The organism is Pseudomonas sp. EA_65y_Pfl2_P78, assembly GCF_963970495.1.
Lineage (GTDB): Bacteria > Pseudomonadota > Gammaproteobacteria > Pseudomonadales > Pseudomonadaceae > Aquipseudomonas > Aquipseudomonas baetica_A.
Window position 1 is genome coordinate 1 of the sequence record NZ_CAXAON010000055.1, and the last position, 14,823, is coordinate 14,823.

17 protein-coding genes and 1 tRNA gene are annotated in these 14,823 nt (G+C 57.3%); 7 read left to right on the forward strand and 11 right to left on the reverse strand.

The genetic code is table 11. From position 1 onward, the window contains the following. The coding region (locus tag AACY02_RS25090; protein ID WP_221733679.1) for a transposase domain-containing protein at nt 1-96 on the forward strand (96 nt) is incomplete at its 5' end. 84 nt (nt 97-180) lie between these two features. Here the strand turns inward: AACY02_RS25090 and AACY02_RS25095 are convergent. From AACY02_RS25095 to AACY02_RS25145, 11 genes are all read right to left on the reverse strand, one after another. Continuing rightward, a complete protein-coding gene (locus tag AACY02_RS25095; RefSeq protein ID WP_339434237.1) occupies nt 181-342 on the reverse strand; it encodes a hypothetical protein in 162 nt (53 codons plus the stop codon). 55 nt (nt 343-397) lie between these two features. Further along, a complete protein-coding gene (locus tag AACY02_RS25100; RefSeq protein WP_339434238.1) occupies nt 398-1,261 on the reverse strand; it encodes a hypothetical protein in 864 nt (287 codons plus the stop codon). An 89-nt stretch (nt 1,262-1,350) separates the two neighbouring features. Then, complete coding sequence (locus AACY02_RS25105) at nt 1,351-4,257, reverse strand: DUF927 domain-containing protein (RefSeq protein WP_339434239.1); 2,907 nt, start codon at nt 4,255-4,257, stop codon at nt 1,351-1,353. After that, nucleotides 4,254-4,526: a DUF3077 domain-containing protein gene (locus AACY02_RS25110; RefSeq protein ID WP_339434240.1), complete on the reverse strand. Its 273-nt coding sequence runs from the start codon at nt 4,524-4,526 to the stop codon at nt 4,254-4,256. Before AACY02_RS25110 ends, AACY02_RS25105 begins: the two co-directional genes overlap by 4 nt. Next, nucleotides 4,523-4,807: a hypothetical protein gene (locus AACY02_RS25115; protein ID WP_339434241.1), complete on the reverse strand. Its 285-nt coding sequence runs from the start codon at nt 4,805-4,807 to the stop codon at nt 4,523-4,525. Before AACY02_RS25115 ends, AACY02_RS25110 begins: the two co-directional genes overlap by 4 nt. Beyond that, nucleotides 4,804-4,962 (reverse strand): hypothetical protein, encoded by a 159-nt coding sequence (locus AACY02_RS25120; RefSeq protein WP_339434242.1) that lies wholly within the window; start codon nt 4,960-4,962, stop codon nt 4,804-4,806. The genes AACY02_RS25115 and AACY02_RS25120 overlap by 4 nt, the downstream gene beginning before the upstream one ends. A gap of 373 nt (nt 4,963-5,335) precedes the next feature. Continuing rightward, on the reverse strand, nt 5,336-5,641 hold the full coding sequence (locus tag AACY02_RS25125; RefSeq protein WP_339434243.1) for a hypothetical protein: 306 nt from the start codon (nt 5,639-5,641) through the stop codon (nt 5,336-5,338). Continuing rightward, nucleotides 5,638-5,871, reverse strand: coding sequence for a helix-turn-helix transcriptional regulator (locus tag AACY02_RS25130; protein ID WP_228734210.1), 234 nt, complete (start codon nt 5,869-5,871; stop codon nt 5,638-5,640). Before AACY02_RS25130 ends, AACY02_RS25125 begins: the two co-directional genes overlap by 4 nt. Nucleotides 5,872-5,987: 116 nt before the next feature. Beyond that, nucleotides 5,988-6,239, reverse strand: coding sequence for a helix-turn-helix domain-containing protein (locus AACY02_RS25135; protein WP_339434244.1), 252 nt, complete (start codon nt 6,237-6,239; stop codon nt 5,988-5,990). Between the two features lie 535 nt (nt 6,240-6,774). Further along, complete coding sequence (locus AACY02_RS25140; protein ID WP_339434245.1) at nt 6,775-8,016, reverse strand: tyrosine-type recombinase/integrase; 1,242 nt, start codon at nt 8,014-8,016, stop codon at nt 6,775-6,777. A 164-nt stretch (nt 8,017-8,180) separates the two neighbouring features. Then, nucleotides 8,181-8,265 (reverse strand) — tRNA-Leu (locus AACY02_RS25145). A gap of 108 nt (nt 8,266-8,373) precedes the next feature. On the opposite strand from AACY02_RS25145, the gene queA reads away from it, so the two are divergent. From queA to AACY02_RS25175, 6 genes are all read left to right on the forward strand, one after another. Continuing rightward, the gene (gene queA, locus AACY02_RS25150) at nt 8,374-9,438 is read left to right on the forward strand and encodes a tRNA preQ1(34) S-adenosylmethionine ribosyltransferase-isomerase QueA (RefSeq protein WP_339434246.1); all 1,065 of its coding nucleotides are present in this window, start codon (nt 8,374-8,376) and stop codon (nt 9,436-9,438) included. A 14-nt stretch (nt 9,439-9,452) separates the two neighbouring features. Further along, nucleotides 9,453-10,568 carry a tRNA guanosine(34) transglycosylase Tgt gene (gene tgt / locus AACY02_RS25155; RefSeq protein ID WP_162130185.1) on the forward strand — a complete coding sequence of 372 codons (1,116 nt, stop codon included), beginning with the start codon at nt 9,453-9,455 and terminating at the stop codon, nt 10,566-10,568. A 43-nt stretch (nt 10,569-10,611) separates the two neighbouring features. Beyond that, on the forward strand, nt 10,612-10,950 hold the full coding sequence (gene yajC / locus AACY02_RS25160; RefSeq protein WP_003227923.1) for a preprotein translocase subunit YajC: 339 nt from the start codon (nt 10,612-10,614) through the stop codon (nt 10,948-10,950). A gap of 62 nt (nt 10,951-11,012) precedes the next feature. Next, a complete protein-coding gene (secD, locus tag AACY02_RS25165; RefSeq protein WP_339434247.1) occupies nt 11,013-12,881 on the forward strand; it encodes a protein translocase subunit SecD in 1,869 nt (622 codons plus the stop codon). A 9-nt stretch (nt 12,882-12,890) separates the two neighbouring features. Beyond that, nucleotides 12,891-13,805, forward strand: a complete 915-nt coding sequence (secF, locus tag AACY02_RS25170; protein WP_339434248.1) for a protein translocase subunit SecF — start codon at nt 12,891-12,893, stop codon at nt 13,803-13,805. 120 nt (nt 13,806-13,925) lie between these two features. Continuing rightward, complete coding sequence (locus AACY02_RS25175) at nt 13,926-14,474, forward strand: glycine zipper 2TM domain-containing protein (protein WP_221733368.1); 549 nt, start codon at nt 13,926-13,928, stop codon at nt 14,472-14,474. Nucleotides 14,475-14,823 lie beyond the last annotated feature (349 nt).

Sequence of the window (14,823 nt, forward strand, 5' to 3'; positions counted from 1 at the left end):
CCGTATGCCTATCTCAAAGATGTGCTGACGCGGTTGCCGACGCAACGGGCGAGTGAGATCGACCAACTGCTGCCGCATCAGTGGGTATCTGTCTGACTTACGCAACGTGAGTTGGGCAGACGCTTACTCAAATACACCGAGGGTGGTAGCTTCATTGGTGGAGTGGCCGGTTGTGCTGCGTCAGGTGTATTTATGGCTGGAGCGCAGTAGCGCTGCTAGTGCCTGAACTTTAGAGGTTTTTACGGCTTTGATATCTACGACCTTCATCAGCGCCGTCAAATAGCTTTTGCGCGCTTTCAGGGTGTCAGTCCAGCTAGCGCTGTTTTGTATGGTAGTAATCATGATTTATTTGATCCGAGGGTTTCTAAACAGCCCGCGTCGGCGGGCTATTTCGGGTTCAAGCTGCCAACAGTTCCTCTAATGTGATATTTCGGGCAGCAGCGGCAAGCTCCTCACGACGAATATCCGAATGAAAAGGACCGAATCGAGGTACATCTAGGTTGGAGAAACCGTATCCCGAGTTCCCTTGTTGGTAGTCCACGGCAAGTATCCGTGCACCAATAGCTACTAGGTGATTCGTGGCGGCATTCCACTCTTCATCTAACGTAAGCCCTACTGCGCTCAGGGCCGATTTTTTGGCTTCATTTTCACGCTGTTTGGCGTCTGCGATACGTGCTTCAAGGGAGTCGAGTTCCGCCTGTAAAGCCACGAGGATAAGTTCTTGCCTTCTGACATGCTCATCTGTGGTTGCAAGTTGCTTGGCTGCCTTCTGAATTTCGCCGTTGGCAGCTTTTTCGCCTTCGCTATCGCCACTCGCAAGACTTCTGGCATACAGGCTTGCAGCGTCTCTTTCTGCTTGCTGCGCTTTTTCTAGGGATTGCTCCGCATCCGTCTGAATCGTCAGAAGACGTTCTTTCAAGTGCGACTGTGTCCGTTCCAGCGCTTCGACCTCAGCAGCAGCTACGGACATGGTTTGGATCGACTGTGATTTGATTTCGTCAACCTGGTCCATCCGTTCTAAGTAGGCGATCTTTTTATCGATACGCTCAATTTCGGATGGAATGGCTCGTAAGCGAGCTTTGGCAGACGAGAGTCGATCCATAGCCTCACGCCTCTCGGGACTTCCTATCATGTTACCGATAGGGCTGTAGTTGTTTGGCGCGTTGTGCCAAGCGGCTTCCAGTGCGGAGAGATTGTTTTCGATGGTTTCGTGCTCAGCGACCAGAGCGGCTCGTTGCTGTTTCAATTCATTCATTTTCATATTCATGGTCCTTGATGAGTTTGGATTACATTGATTTGGCTGGCGAGGCCGGGACTGAGCCGGCGTTACCTCGATCAGCTGAGATGCCCTCAGGCAGCCCGAGCCTCGCTGTCATCCGTTCCCGGAATTGCCTTCACGATGTAGCAGCGCTGTTGGCCTAAGCCGGGCAATCGCACCAGACTTGATGCCTTGCCGTCGCTGCTCGGCTCCAGCACACCGCGTTGCAAGAGTTCCTTGTTTACTGCGGTAAGGTTCATGCCCCGGAAGATCTCCGAGCGCCAAGCCTCCGTCAGCACGTAGTAGGTATTTGTGGTGTGCAGGGTGTCGCCCATGCCGTGCTCCAGCGTCTTGCGAAAGCCGAGGCGGTCGATCGTGCGGGGGCCGTGTTCGTCGATCTTGGCTGCAGTCGATTCCCAGCGGGTGAAGCGGCTTTCGCCGAAGCGCTCGATGAACTGTCGCAGCCTTGCCGATATCGCATCGCCCTCGAAATTACCGGCGCCGCCACGTTCGTTTAGCCAAGCGCTCAGGCACACGCGAGCGGCTGTGGTGGCGGTGCCGTCCGGCCAGCCGGTGATACCCATCGCGGTGGCCAGCTCGCCTGCGGCTGCCGCGAGACCGAAACGAGCGGCAGCACGGTGCGCCTGCCCACTCGCGGATGCAGGAAGCGATTTAGCGATAAAGCTTTCCAGCGTGCGGCGCAGGATCGCCGCCCAACCGTGGCGTTTGCCGGGTTCGCACAGCGCCGTCAAAAATGCAGTGAGCGGAGTGCCGTAGTATTTCGCTACGCGGGCTTTGAGCGCATCGGAGAGCGCTGCCGCATCCTCGAAACCGTTGAGCGTGTCGAACATGCCGAGACCTTTGCTCGCATCGGCCGGAACGGCGAGCATGCGCACCTCCATGCCCGCTTTCAGTTCCTTGTTGGCTTCGGCCATGTGCTGGGCCAAGGTCTTCTCGCCTGTGGAGAGGAACAGCAGGCGCCACTCTTGTACCTGTCGGCCTGCTTGGCCTCGGTCATTGGCGCGAGCCTTCCCGGTGCCGTTGCCGAGCATGTAGACCGTTTCGCCAATGATGCGTGGATCGCACATGCCGATTTCATCCAGTACCAGGAGTCCATCGGAATGCGCGGCAGCGATTGACTCCAGCGCGTTGTCAGTCGAGCGCCACGAACGCACCAGACGAGGTCCGCCATAGATCGAGGTGGCAACTTGCAGGTGAGTGGTCTTGCCGCCGGAGCTGTCGCCGTACAGGTGGAAGCCGCCCGACTCATGGCCGAGCATGTGTAGCAGCGGACCCGCGAACGCCACCCCGACGACAAACGCCAGGCGACGATTGCCAACGCACAATGCGCCGATCTGCTGTTGCCATTGTTCGAGCGTGCCTGATTCGCTGATCGGTGGAAGCTGTGCACCGGCTTCATAGAAATGCAGATGTTCGCTGTGCGTGCCAACCTGCTGCTCGGGTAACAGAAAGGCGTTGTCGTGCCAACCCAAGCGGGTTACCAGACGTGCCCGTTCCGCGCTGTCAAATCCGCCGAGATAACTCTGCAAGTCATTGCGTGCGTTGCGTCCCGAGCGGCTACCGGCGAGGCGCAGGCCCATATCTACCAGCGGCCCAAGCACGTCCTTGCCGAAGTCGCCAGTCATTGTGCGTGCCGGAATGTTCCAGCGCTTTTTGGTGCCGTCTGGATCGTCGAACTCGACCAGCAGACCCCAGTTCTGACCCTTGTCATCACGCGTCCGGGCGAGGATAGCCAGAGGCGAACATACCGGACGCGCCTCGCCGTCGTCACCGGCATAAAACACGCCTTCGGACGTCAGGCGAAAGCCTCCCGGCATTAGGTCGTTTTTCGATTTGGTCGGGCGATTGGGCGCTGCTTTAGGCTTCTGTTTGGGTTCTGGTTCAACGTGTGCAACAACCGCTTTTTCCTCGATCACAGCGAACAATTCACCGCTGCTTTCCAGTTCGACGAAGTGGGCGGGAGTCCAGCCTTTAGCGATTGCATCGGCAGCATCGTCGCCTTCGTTCCACTGCCCACCTTTGGCAAAAGCGGCACGTTCGTTCTTTCTCATCGGCTTGCGTTTGAACACGTCCAGTGCGATGTGTCGGACCGAGGCAGCGCCGATTTCGCGCAGCCTCTCGGCAACGATTTCCATGCAGCCTTTGCCGCTGTCGTCGTTGTCCGGCCACAACAACACGTCCCGACCTTTGAGAGTTGTCAGGTCGGCTTTGTGCCAAGAATTGGAGCCGTTCGGCCAGCAGGTGGCCACGTGGTTGGGCAGCAGTTCGGCGGCGGCATCGGCAGCTTTCTCGCCTTCGCACAGAACCACCGGTGCGTCACTGCGCTGGGCCAGTTCATCAAGGCGAAGCAAGGGACGCGGATCTGGCAGACCCTGCCAGCGCCATTGTGTGGATTGGCCACCGGCGCGCTGACACCACGTCAGTGGCGCGAAGACCTTCTTCGGCTTGCCGTCTTCATCGGGGCCGAGGTCGAAGCGGTAGAGAGCCATGAGAGGCTGACCCTTTGCGTCGCGATAGACCCAAACCTTGGACGGCACACCATGATTGCGATGTTTGGCTGGGCACTTGTTCATAGCCTCGGTCGGGATCGGCTGAATAGCGTTCCACGTCGTTGTTTTGGGCTTGCTCGGTGCAGCTTTCGCCTGGGCAGCACCGGGCGCAACGTTCAATAAGTCGGCCAGCTTGTTGCAAGCCTCTACGTCAGTGCCGCCGTCCAAATAGCGCACTAGATCGATGAGATCGCCGCCTTTGTCTCCGGTGGCAAAGTCGGCCCAGGTGCCCTTGCTCAAATTGATCTTCAGCGAACCGGCACGCTTGTCGCTGCGGGTTGGATTCGGGGCGGTGTATTCCTTGCCGCCGTCTACACGCTTGCCGTTGGGTAGCCAATGCGACAGGACACGATCAATGTCTTTCAGCGCAGCGGCTTTCACGTCGGCAAAGCTTGGACGTTTTGTGGTGATATTCGGGCGCTGGCTCATGTGTCAGCCCTCAGCAGAAACAAAGCGTCGTTGATGTCATCGATCAGCGCTTTGGCCATCTCGCCAAGGTACAGGGCAGGCCAACTGAAACGCTCACCGCTGTCGCTCATGGCGGCGTCGAAGTTGAGCTGGTTAGCGTGATGCTGGAGTAGAGAAACCATCTCCAGTGCATCCTCGACCGGGACACCGGCATTGACTCGAAATAACTTTAAATCGGTGGCGTTCACGCGAGTAAAAGTGGCGTGGCCGAGCGTGGTGGAAGCGGTCATAGCGCACCGCCTTTCTGCACAGCAGGCATCGAGGTGGAGTCGCCGTGCAAGGTCAACGTTTTAATCAAACCAAGGGTGCCGCGCACGTCCCAGAGGACGGCCGCGATAACGTGGTTAGAGAGGCGCGAGGAGTCGTTTTCGAAGTGTTCTTCAAGCAGCGTCAGCACCGAGTCGGCGCGAGCAATGGCGCAGGTGATGGCGTCGATGGGCACACCGGCTTCTGCGGTCGGATTCACGCAGAGCAGGTCTTCGGGCAGGGCGAAGCTCAAAGCATTGTTCATTGGGCACCGCCTGCGGTTTCGAATGCGCGGGCTTTGGCCATGTGAGCGTTGTAACGGGCGAGGCGTGTAGCGAGGCTGGAGTTGGCGTGTAAAGCGGCGAGAGCCATTGCACGGTGTGCAGCGGCGCGAATTTTGGACGGATTGAGTGCAGGCATAGGTGACGCTCCAAGTTTGAGGGTGGAGCTGCCACTGATCGTCGCCAAACGATTTAAGGTGGCAGCTGTGCGCAGGTTGGCGAACCGGGAACTTGGAACCCGGCAGACCCGAAGGTCTCCCACGCACAGCTGCCATAACACGAAACGGCGGGCACAAAAAAAGCGCCTGCTGTCGGTTGGGGCGCCTGTGCGCCAAGTATCTCGGGTCGCCAAACCCGGTCGCTGAATTTGCAGCGACGGCCAGAGAGTAACGTCCGTTCTTCGAAAGTGCAACTGCGCTGGTGGCTTGCGGTTTTTTCAGGTGCGGCATAAATTGTTTGGGCATGTAGATTGACCTCAACGCCTCCGGATCGCCCCCGGAGGCGTTCTCATTTCAGGCATTGGCTTCCCAGCGCAGGGAGAGTAGGGGTAGGAAGTCGCCGTCGATCAGGCATCTGGCGTCTTCGTAGGCGTCGATCTGCTGGCCTTCATCGACGACCACAAATCCAAATTTTTCGCAGTGGAGGGCGAGAATGCACCAGGTGCCGTCGGCCCATCTGAGGATGCTGACTACACGCCCCTTTTTTTCTTCTCGGCTGCGAAAGCGTTCAAACCGCTGCATGGTTTGGGTTGAAAAACCGATTTGGCGCAACACTGAAAACGGATGCATCAGCGCTTTGCTGGCTATCTTGAATTTCATGCAGCCACCTCGTTACGGGCCGCGATGCGTGCACGATTCCAATTCAAAACCTCGGCTAAAACCCATGCCACCGGCGCGCCGCGTGCGTTGCTATTGGTGAGTTTTACTGCCTGTGGAAATCCGCTTTCGGACTGGTTCATAAGTTTGTAAACGGTTGCGCGGCCGATGCCTGTGAGGGCCATGACTTGGTTGATACGAATCAACGTGGCAGCGGGGTCATACCGGCACAGATCCCAATCAGAAGCGTTGACTTGTGATTGCGGCGCGTTGGCGCTGTCACGTCGGTCAGTTATCGACGTGGCGGATGCAGAGAGCTCTTTAATTTTCTTGACTGGGCTGGAAGCGGTCACTCGGTTTGTCCTCCCGCCGGGGTAACGGTGGAGCAAACCCGACTTTCAAGCCAGGCCGCGACGTCCCCGGGGCGATAGCGCACCCGTGATCCGGTTTTGACGTAGGGGAGTGAATGAGTACGTGAGCTGCGCCATGCAGCGAGCGTTCGGCTGGACAAGCCTAGAGCGTTCGCTACCTGATCAGTAGTGAGAAGCTCTGTAGCAGGCTGGATGGTTGTAAATGGGGTTGCAGCGTCGTGGATAGTCATAGCGGTTTACCTGTCGTAGTTCTTACAGGCCCCAGCTATGTAAACTAATAATTGATTTTTGAAAGCTTTATTTTTCGTCTACTTAGAAGCAGTGTTCCGTTTAGTAGCCAGTAAAGTCAGCACGTTGGCGACAAAGTTTTCATTTTTTGCCGGGCCGTCCCACCATGTCCCACTGGTTTTCTATACAGTGGAAAAAATGAAAAGGAAAACTCGTTTTTCACAATTTTTTACACAAATGGTACTTTATCACCGAGTTTTTGACTCTCTCTCTGCAGTCTCAATTTCCGAAATTCAGCCCCCCGCCCCATGCGTTCTGTCGTTTCCAGCGAGAGAAATTCAAGTCCCAGCCATACGTGGCCATCAGTGAAGTGGTGCTATCCGGCGTTACACGCTTAGTCATCGTTACACTGGGTGTACGCGATCCCGTTCAAACGTGTAACCACTGGGAGGCCCAATGAATTCGGGCGTTTGGTCGATGTCGTTACACGAGTTACACGCGTTACATGGATTTTTTGAAGGGGTTGAGAGTGTGCGCTCAGACCGCTTCGCCGAAATGTCCGTGAATGACATTTCCTGCTGCCAACTGATCTAGGTAATCCGCGTACCACTGCATCATCTTTACCCGATGCTCGAAGTATTGAGCTTTATTGTAAATTCCTGAAATGCCCTCTTCCTTATGAGCGAGTTGAGCTTCGACGTGCTCCTTTGGCCAGCCGTGCTCCCTGAGCAGTGTGCTAGCAGTATGGCGTGTGCCGTGACCCACAAGCCTCCCTTTGTAGCCGACCGTTGCGAACACTTTGTTGATAGTGTTTTCACTAATTGTTGGATTCTTCGCGCCAACTCCGGGGAATAACCATCGACTGCGCCCAGTGAGGCTGTGAAGCTCTTTCAAAGCTGATATCGCTTGCTTAGGTAATGGACATACGAAATCCCTGCGCATTTTCATTTTCGCGGCAGGTGTTGTCCAAACAGCTTTGTGAAGGTCGAACTCTTTCCATTCGGCTAAGCGAACCATACCCGGCCTAGACGCTGTCCAAAGGCAGAGCCACGCAGCAGTTCGAGCCGTCAGCCTGCTTGGCGTGTTCTTGAGAGCGATTAAAAAGTCGCCTAGCTCATGCTCCAGTAGATGAGGGTGCTGCTGAGTTTTCGGTGCTTGGGCGGCAATGTCTCGAAGACGGCTTCCGGGATCGTTCTCAGTCAGGCCTAGGCCAATGGCTCGACCAAAAATCTGATTGATCCAGGTGCGGCATTTTTCCGCAACGTTGTGAGCGTCTCTTGCTTCGATTGATGCTTGAAGTTCTGCGCAATCGGTACGAGTAATTTCGTCCAGTGGCTTGTCGCCGAGTGCGGGAAGAATGTCTTTATCGAGATACGTACGTATTTTGTTGAGGGTGGAGGGCGCTAGCCCCTTCTCCTCCTTAGCCTTGAGCCAAGCATCGGCAGCTGCTCGAAAAGTGCGTGTCTTGGCTAAATCAATCGCAGCCTTAACAGAGCGCTTCTGTTCAAGGGGATCTGCACCACTGCTCACTACTTTACGTAAATCAGCAGCTTTGTCTCGTGCCTGCGCTCCACTTACTTCAGGGTAACCCCCGAGCCCCATCCATGCCCAGTTGCCCGCCGGTCGTTTGTAGCGAAGTTGCCAGGACTTCCCGCCATCAGGTTTTACCCTGAAGTAGAGGCCGTTTCCGTCCAGCTCGCGGTATTCCTTTGATTCCGGCTCCAGTCCCGCGAGTGTCGTGTCAGCGAGAGGGCGGCGCTTGATGTCTGCGCGCTTCATCCTTGTATCCCAAAGTTAGGTAATTTTCTCAGGATACAAGGAGGGATACAGGGATACAACGGATAGGGGGAGACAGGGGTAAACAGCTAGGCACAAAAAAACCGGCCAAGTGGCCGGTTTCTTTGGGTCTGAGAGACTGGTAGAGACTCTCAGATACTGCTATGTGGTGCCCCGAGGGAGACTCGAACTCCCACTCCTTTCGAAAACGGATTTTGAATCCGCCGCGTCTACCAATTCCGCCATCAGGGCTCAATGGCGGCGAAGTATAGAGATGAGATTACCGTTGGTCAATCACGTTTCATGGTCAATTTTCGATATTTCCGCTAGACTTTCGGGCCCTGCTAGACGAACCCCATCATGCGCGTTGCTGACTTTACCTTCGAACTCCCTGATTCGCTGATCGCTCGCCACCCTTTGGCCGAGCGTCGCGGTAGTCGCCTGTTGACCCTGGATGGGGTTAGCGGCGCCCTCGCACACCGTCAATTCACTGATTTGCTTGAGCATTTGCGCCCGGGCGATTTGATGGTGTTCAACAATACGCGGGTGATTCCGGCGCGGCTGTTCGGGCAGAAAGCCTCCGGCGGCAAGCTGGAAATCCTCATCGAGCGGGTGCTTGATGCGCATCGCGTGCTGGCGCATGTACGTTCCAGCAAGTCGCCGAAGCCGGGTTCGAAGATTTTCATCGATGGCGGTGGCGAAGCTGAAATGCTTGCGCGCCATGATGCGTTGTTCGAGTTGGGCTTCGATGAAGATGTGCTGCCGCTGCTCGATCGCGTCGGGCACATGCCGTTGCCTCCTTATATAGACCGCCCGGATGAAGGCTCGGATCGCGAGCGTTATCAGACGGTGTACGCCGAGCGCCTGGGCGCGGTGGCGGCGCCGACGGCGGGGCTGCATTTCGATCAGCCGCTGATGGAAGCGATTGCCGCCAAGGGCGTCGAGACCGCATTCGTCACGTTGCACGTTGGCGCGGGTACGTTCCAGCCGGTGCGCGTGGAGAAGATCGAAGATCACCACATGCACAGCGAGTGGCTGGAAGTCGGCCAGGACGTGGTCGATGCCGTCGCCGCTTGCCGTGCGCGGGGTGGTCGGGTGATCGCGGTCGGCACCACCAGCGTGCGTTCGCTGGAAAGTGCGGCGCGTGATGGCGTGCTCAAGCCGTTCAGTGGCGACACCGACATCTTTATCTTCCCGGGCCGGCCGTTCCATGTGGTCGATGCCCTGGTGACCAATTTCCATTTGCCGGAATCCACGCTGTTGATGCTGGTTTCGGCCTTCGCCGGTTATCCCGAAACCATTGCCGCCTACAAGGCCGCCGTCGACAACGGTTACCGCTTTTTCAGCTACGGTGATGCGATGTTCATCACCCGTAACCCCGCACCTACTGCCCCTAAACAAACAGGCCCAGAGGAAACAGAATGAGTCGCGAATGTCGCATGTCCTTTGAGCTCCTGGCCACCGATGGCAAGGCCCGTCGTGGTCGCCTGACCTTCCCGCGTGGCACCGTCGAGACGCCGGCGTTCATGCCGGTGGGCACTTACGGCACGGTCAAGGGCATGTTGCCGCGTGACATCGTCGCCACCGGCGCCGAGATCATCCTGGGCAACACCTTCCACCTGTGGCTGCGCCCGGGTACTCAGGTGATCAAGGAGCACGGTGACCTGCACGATTTCATGCAGTGGAAAGGCCCGATCCTGACCGACTCCGGCGGTTTCCAGGTGTTCAGCCTTGGCGCGATGCGCAAGATCAAGGAGGAGGGCGTGACCTTCGCCTCTCCCGTGGATGGCGCCAAAGTGTTCATGGGCCCGGAAGAGTCGATGCAGGTTCAGCGTGACCTGGGCTCCGACATCGTGATGATCTTCGACGAATGTACACCGTATCCGGCTGACGAAGACGTCGCGCGCGTGTCGATGGAGCTGTCGCTGCGCTGGGCTCAACGCTCGAAAAACGCTCACGGTGACAACACCGCGGCGCTGTTCGGGATCGTCCAGGGCGGAATGCACCAGGATCTGCGCATGCGTTCGCTGGAAGGTCTCGACAAGATCGGCTTTGATGGCCTCGCCATTGGCGGTCTGTCGGTGGGCGAACCGAAGCACGAGATGATCAAGGTGCTGGATTATCTGCCGGGCATGATGCCGGCTGACAAACCTCGTTACCTTATGGGCGTTGGCAAACCGGAAGATCTGGTTGAGGGTGTGCGCCGCGGTGTGGACATGTTCGATTGCGTGATGCCAACCCGTAATGCCCGCAATGGGCATCTGTTCATTGATACAGGCGTGCTGAAGATCCGTAACGCATTCCATCGCCATGATGAATCGCCGCTGGATCCGACCTGCGATTGCTATACCTGCCAGAACTTCTCCCGCGCTTATCTGCATCACCTGGACAAATGCGGCGAAATGCTCGGCAGCATGCTCAATACCATCCACAACTTGCGCCATTATCAGGTGCTGATGGCTGGTTTGCGCGAGGCTATTCAACAGGGTACATTGGCCGCCTTTGTCGATGCCTTCTACGCCAAACGCGGGCTCCCCGTTCCGCCTTTGGACTAAGTTTTCTGACCCCAAGATTCAACATTTGCAACTGGAGTGCTAAATGAGCTTTTTTATCTCTAATGCCATGGCTGACGCAGCTGCACCGGCTGCTGCCGGCCCAATGGGCGGCGGTTTCGAGTGGATTTTCCTGGTCGGCTTCCTGGTCATCTTCTATCTGATGATCTGGCGTCCACAGGCCAAGCGCGCCAAAGAGCAGAAGAACCTGCTGAGCAGCCTTGCGAAGGGCGACGAAGTGGTGACCACCGGCGGCATCGCCGGCAAGATCACCAAAGTGGCCGATGACTTCGTGGTTCTGGAAGTTTCCGACACCGTGGAAATGAAGTTCCAGAAGGGCGCCATCGCCGCCACGCTGCCAAAAGGCACGCTGAAAGCGATCTAAGCAACAACTTCTACTCAATCGACGGGGCGCGCAAGGCGCCCCGCGTCATAACGGGCGGCGTGATGCTGAACAAATACCCTCTGTGGAAATACATTCTGATCCTGGCGGTGCTGGCGGTCGGTCTGATTTATTCCGCTCCCAATCTTTACCCCGATGACCCGGCTATTCAAATCAGCGGCGCCAGCACGGCTCTGCAGGTCAATCAGGCCGATCTGGACCGCGTAAGCACCGCGCTTCACGAGTCCGGGATCAACGTCAAGGCGGCCACTCTGGCGGCAAACGGCAAGGGCGGCCTGATCCGTCTGAGCAAGGCTGAAGATCAGCTGCCGGCCAAAGACGTTGTGCGCAAGGCATTGGGTGATGACTATGTCGTCGCGCTGAACCTGGCACAAACCACCCCGCAATGGCTGCGCAATCTGGGCGCGCACCCGATGAAGCTGGGTCTGGACTTGTCCGGTGGTGTGCACTTCCTGCTGGAAGTGGACATGGATAAAGCCCTCGATGCACGCCTGAAAGTCTACGAAGGCGACGTCAAGAGCCTGCTGCGCAAAGAGAAGCTGCGCTATCGCAGCCTGCCGCAACTGGGCGGTGCCATCCAGTTGGGCTTCGCTGATGAAGGTAGCCGCGAACAAGCCCGTGCACTGATCCGCAAGAACTTCAACGATTTCGACATTGTTCCGGCCGACCTCAATGGTCAACCGGTGCTGCGTCTGGCGATGACCCCGGCCAAGCTGGCGGAAATCCGCGAATACTCCATCAAGCAGAACTTGACCACGGTACGTAACCGCGTCAATGAGCTGGGTGTTGCCGAACCGATCGTCCAGCGTCAGGGCGCCAACCGTATCGTGGTTGAGCTGCCGGGCGTGCAGGACACTGCCGAAGCCAAGCGTATCCTCGGCAAAACGGCCAACCTTGAGTTCCGTCTGGCGGCAGAGCCGGGCGCTTCGAAAGCCACCTCCGAGACGTTCGAGTTCCGTGAAGGCAATCGTCCTCCGGCGCAGATCGAGCGTGGTCTGATCATCACCGGTGATCAGGTCACTGACGCCAAGGCCGGTTTCGGCGAACACGGTACGCCTGAGGTGAACATCCGTCTGGATGGTCATGGTGGCGAACTGATGAGCCGCGCGACCCGTTCGAACGTCGGTCGCAGCATGGCAGTGATCTTCATCGAGCAGCGTCCGGTCACCACTTACACCAAGCAAGTGGTTGGTGGCGTCGAGAAAGACGTACCGGTGCAGACCTTCAAGGAAGAGAAGAAGATCATCAGCCTGGCGACCATTCAGTCGCCGCTGGGGGCTCAGTTCCGCATCACTGGCCTGAACGGTCAGGGCGAGTCGTCCGAACTGGCGCTGCTGTTGCGTGCCGGTGGTCTGGCGGCGCCGATGTATTTCGCTGAAGAGCGCACCATCGGTCCGAGCCTGGGTGCTGACAACATCACCAAAGGTATCGATGCATCGCTGTGGGGCATGCTGTTTGTCTCGCTGTTCATCATCGCCATCTATCGCTTCTTCGGCATCATCGCCACTGTCGCTCTGGGCGTGAACATGGTGTTGCTGCTGGCGCTGATGTCGCTGCTGGGGGCAACGCTGACCCTGCCGGGTATCGCCGGTATCGTCTTGACCATGGGTATGGCGGTCGACGCCAACGTGCTGATCTTCTCGCGGATTCGCGAAGAGATTGCCGCCGGGATGACCGTGCAGCGTGCAATCAGCGAAGGCTTCGGCCGGGCATTCACCGCGATTCTCGACGCCAACCTGACAACCTTGTTGGTCGGCGGGATTCTCTTTGCCATGGGCACAGGCCCGGTCAAAGGCTTCGCAGTGACCATGTCCCTCGGGATCTTTACCTCGATGTTCACGGCCATCATGGTGACCCGCGCGATGGTCAACCTGATCTTCGGCGGTCGTGACTTCAAGAAGTTGTGGATTTAAGGGGCTGCCATGTTACGTACAATCAACTTCATGGGCGTTCGCAACGTTGCGTTCGGCGTCACATTGTTCCTTACCGTGCTGGCCTTGTTCAGTGTCGCCACCAAGGGCATGAACTGGGGTCTGGACTTTACCGGCGGTACGCTCATCGAGCTGACCTACGAGCGTCCGGCCGATGTCACCAAGGTGCGCGAGCAACTGGTGGAGTCGGGTTACCACGAAGCTATCGTGCAGAGCTTCGGTGCAACCACTGATCTGCTGGTGCGTATGCCTGGCGAAGACCCGCAACTGGGTCATCAGGTAGCCGATGCTCTGCAGAAGGTCGGCGGCGACAACCCGGCGACGGTCAAGCGTGTCGAGTTCGTCGGCCCGCAGGTCGGTGAAGAGCTGCGCGACCAGGGCGGCCTCGGCATGCTGCTGGCGCTCGGCGGCATTCTGCTTTACCTGGCTTTCCGCTTTCAGTGGAAGTTCGCGGTCGGCGCCATTGTTTCGCTGATCCACGACGTGATCGTGACCATCGGTATTCTGTCGTTCTTCCAGGTCACCTTCGACCTGACGGTGCTGGCGGCGGTACTGGCGATCATTGGTTACTCGCTGAACGACACCATCGTGGTATTCGACCGGGTTCGTGAGAACTTCCGTGTGCTGCGCAAGGCTTCGTTGATCGAGAACATCAACATCTCGACCACTCAGACTTTGCTGCGCACCATGGCGACGTCGATCTCCACGTTGTTGGCGATCTCGGCTCTGCTGTTCTTTGGTGGTGACAACCTGTTCGGCTTCTCCATTGCCCTGTTTATCGGTGTTCTGGCGGGTACTTACTCGTCGATCTACATCGCTAACGTGGTGTTGATCTGGCTGGATCTGACCACTGAAGACCTGATTCCACCCGCTAACACCGACAAGGAAATCGACGACCGTCCATAACGGCCATCGTTTTCCCGGTTGTCAGCCAAAAAAGGCGCGAGTTGAACTCGCGCCTTTTTTTATGCTCCAAGGCTGGGATAAGCGCGGGCCCGACCCGCATGTGATGGTCAGGAGGTTCATGTGAACAAGTCGTTACTGGTTGGTGCGGTATTGGGTGCTGTCGGTGTAACAGCCGGGGGTGCTGTTGCCACCTACAGCCTGGTTAAAAGCGGCCCTGAGTATGCGCAAGTGCTGGCCGTTGAGCCGGTTAAAACACAGATCAAGACGCCACGTGAAGTTTGCAAGGATGTAACCGTGACCCGGCAGGCGCCGGTCAAGGACCAACACCAGATCCTCGGCACCGCTATCGGTGCGGTAGCGGGCGGTTTGCTGGGTAACCAGGTGGGGGGTGGCACCGGCAAGAAGATTGCCACGGTGGCAGGTGCGGTTGGCGGCGGTTATGCCGGCAACAAGGTGCAGGAAGGTATGCAAAACCGTGACACCTACACCACCACGCAAACGCGCTGCAACACAGTGAATGACATCAGTGACAAGGTTGTTGGTTACGACGTGCGTTATTCGCTGGATGGCAAGGAGGGCAAGGTGCGGATGGATCGCGATCCGGGCAACCAGATTCCGGTCGACAAGGAAGGTAAATTGATTCTGTCGCAGAATGGGTCGGGCCAATAATCGTTCGATCGTTTGAGATGAAGCACCCTGCGGGGTGCTTTTTTGTGTTCGTGATTCAAGTCGCGCGGTAAATCCCGTGTGGGGGGAGCTTGCTCGCGAATGCTGCTTAATATTCAAAGTGGATGCTGAATGACTCACCGCTCTCGCGAGCAAGCCTGCTCTCACATTGGGTCTATGGTGTGTCGGAAGGTCTAAATCATGGGCATAAAAAAAGCACCCCGAACAGACTGTGTGAAAACACACTGATGAAGGCCCAACAAAACGCCCCGACTTGTTCGGGGCGTTTGTTTTTGTGCGGGCAACAGACGAAAAAAGGCCTTTCAGCCCATTAGCGCCATCAACTGGCGGG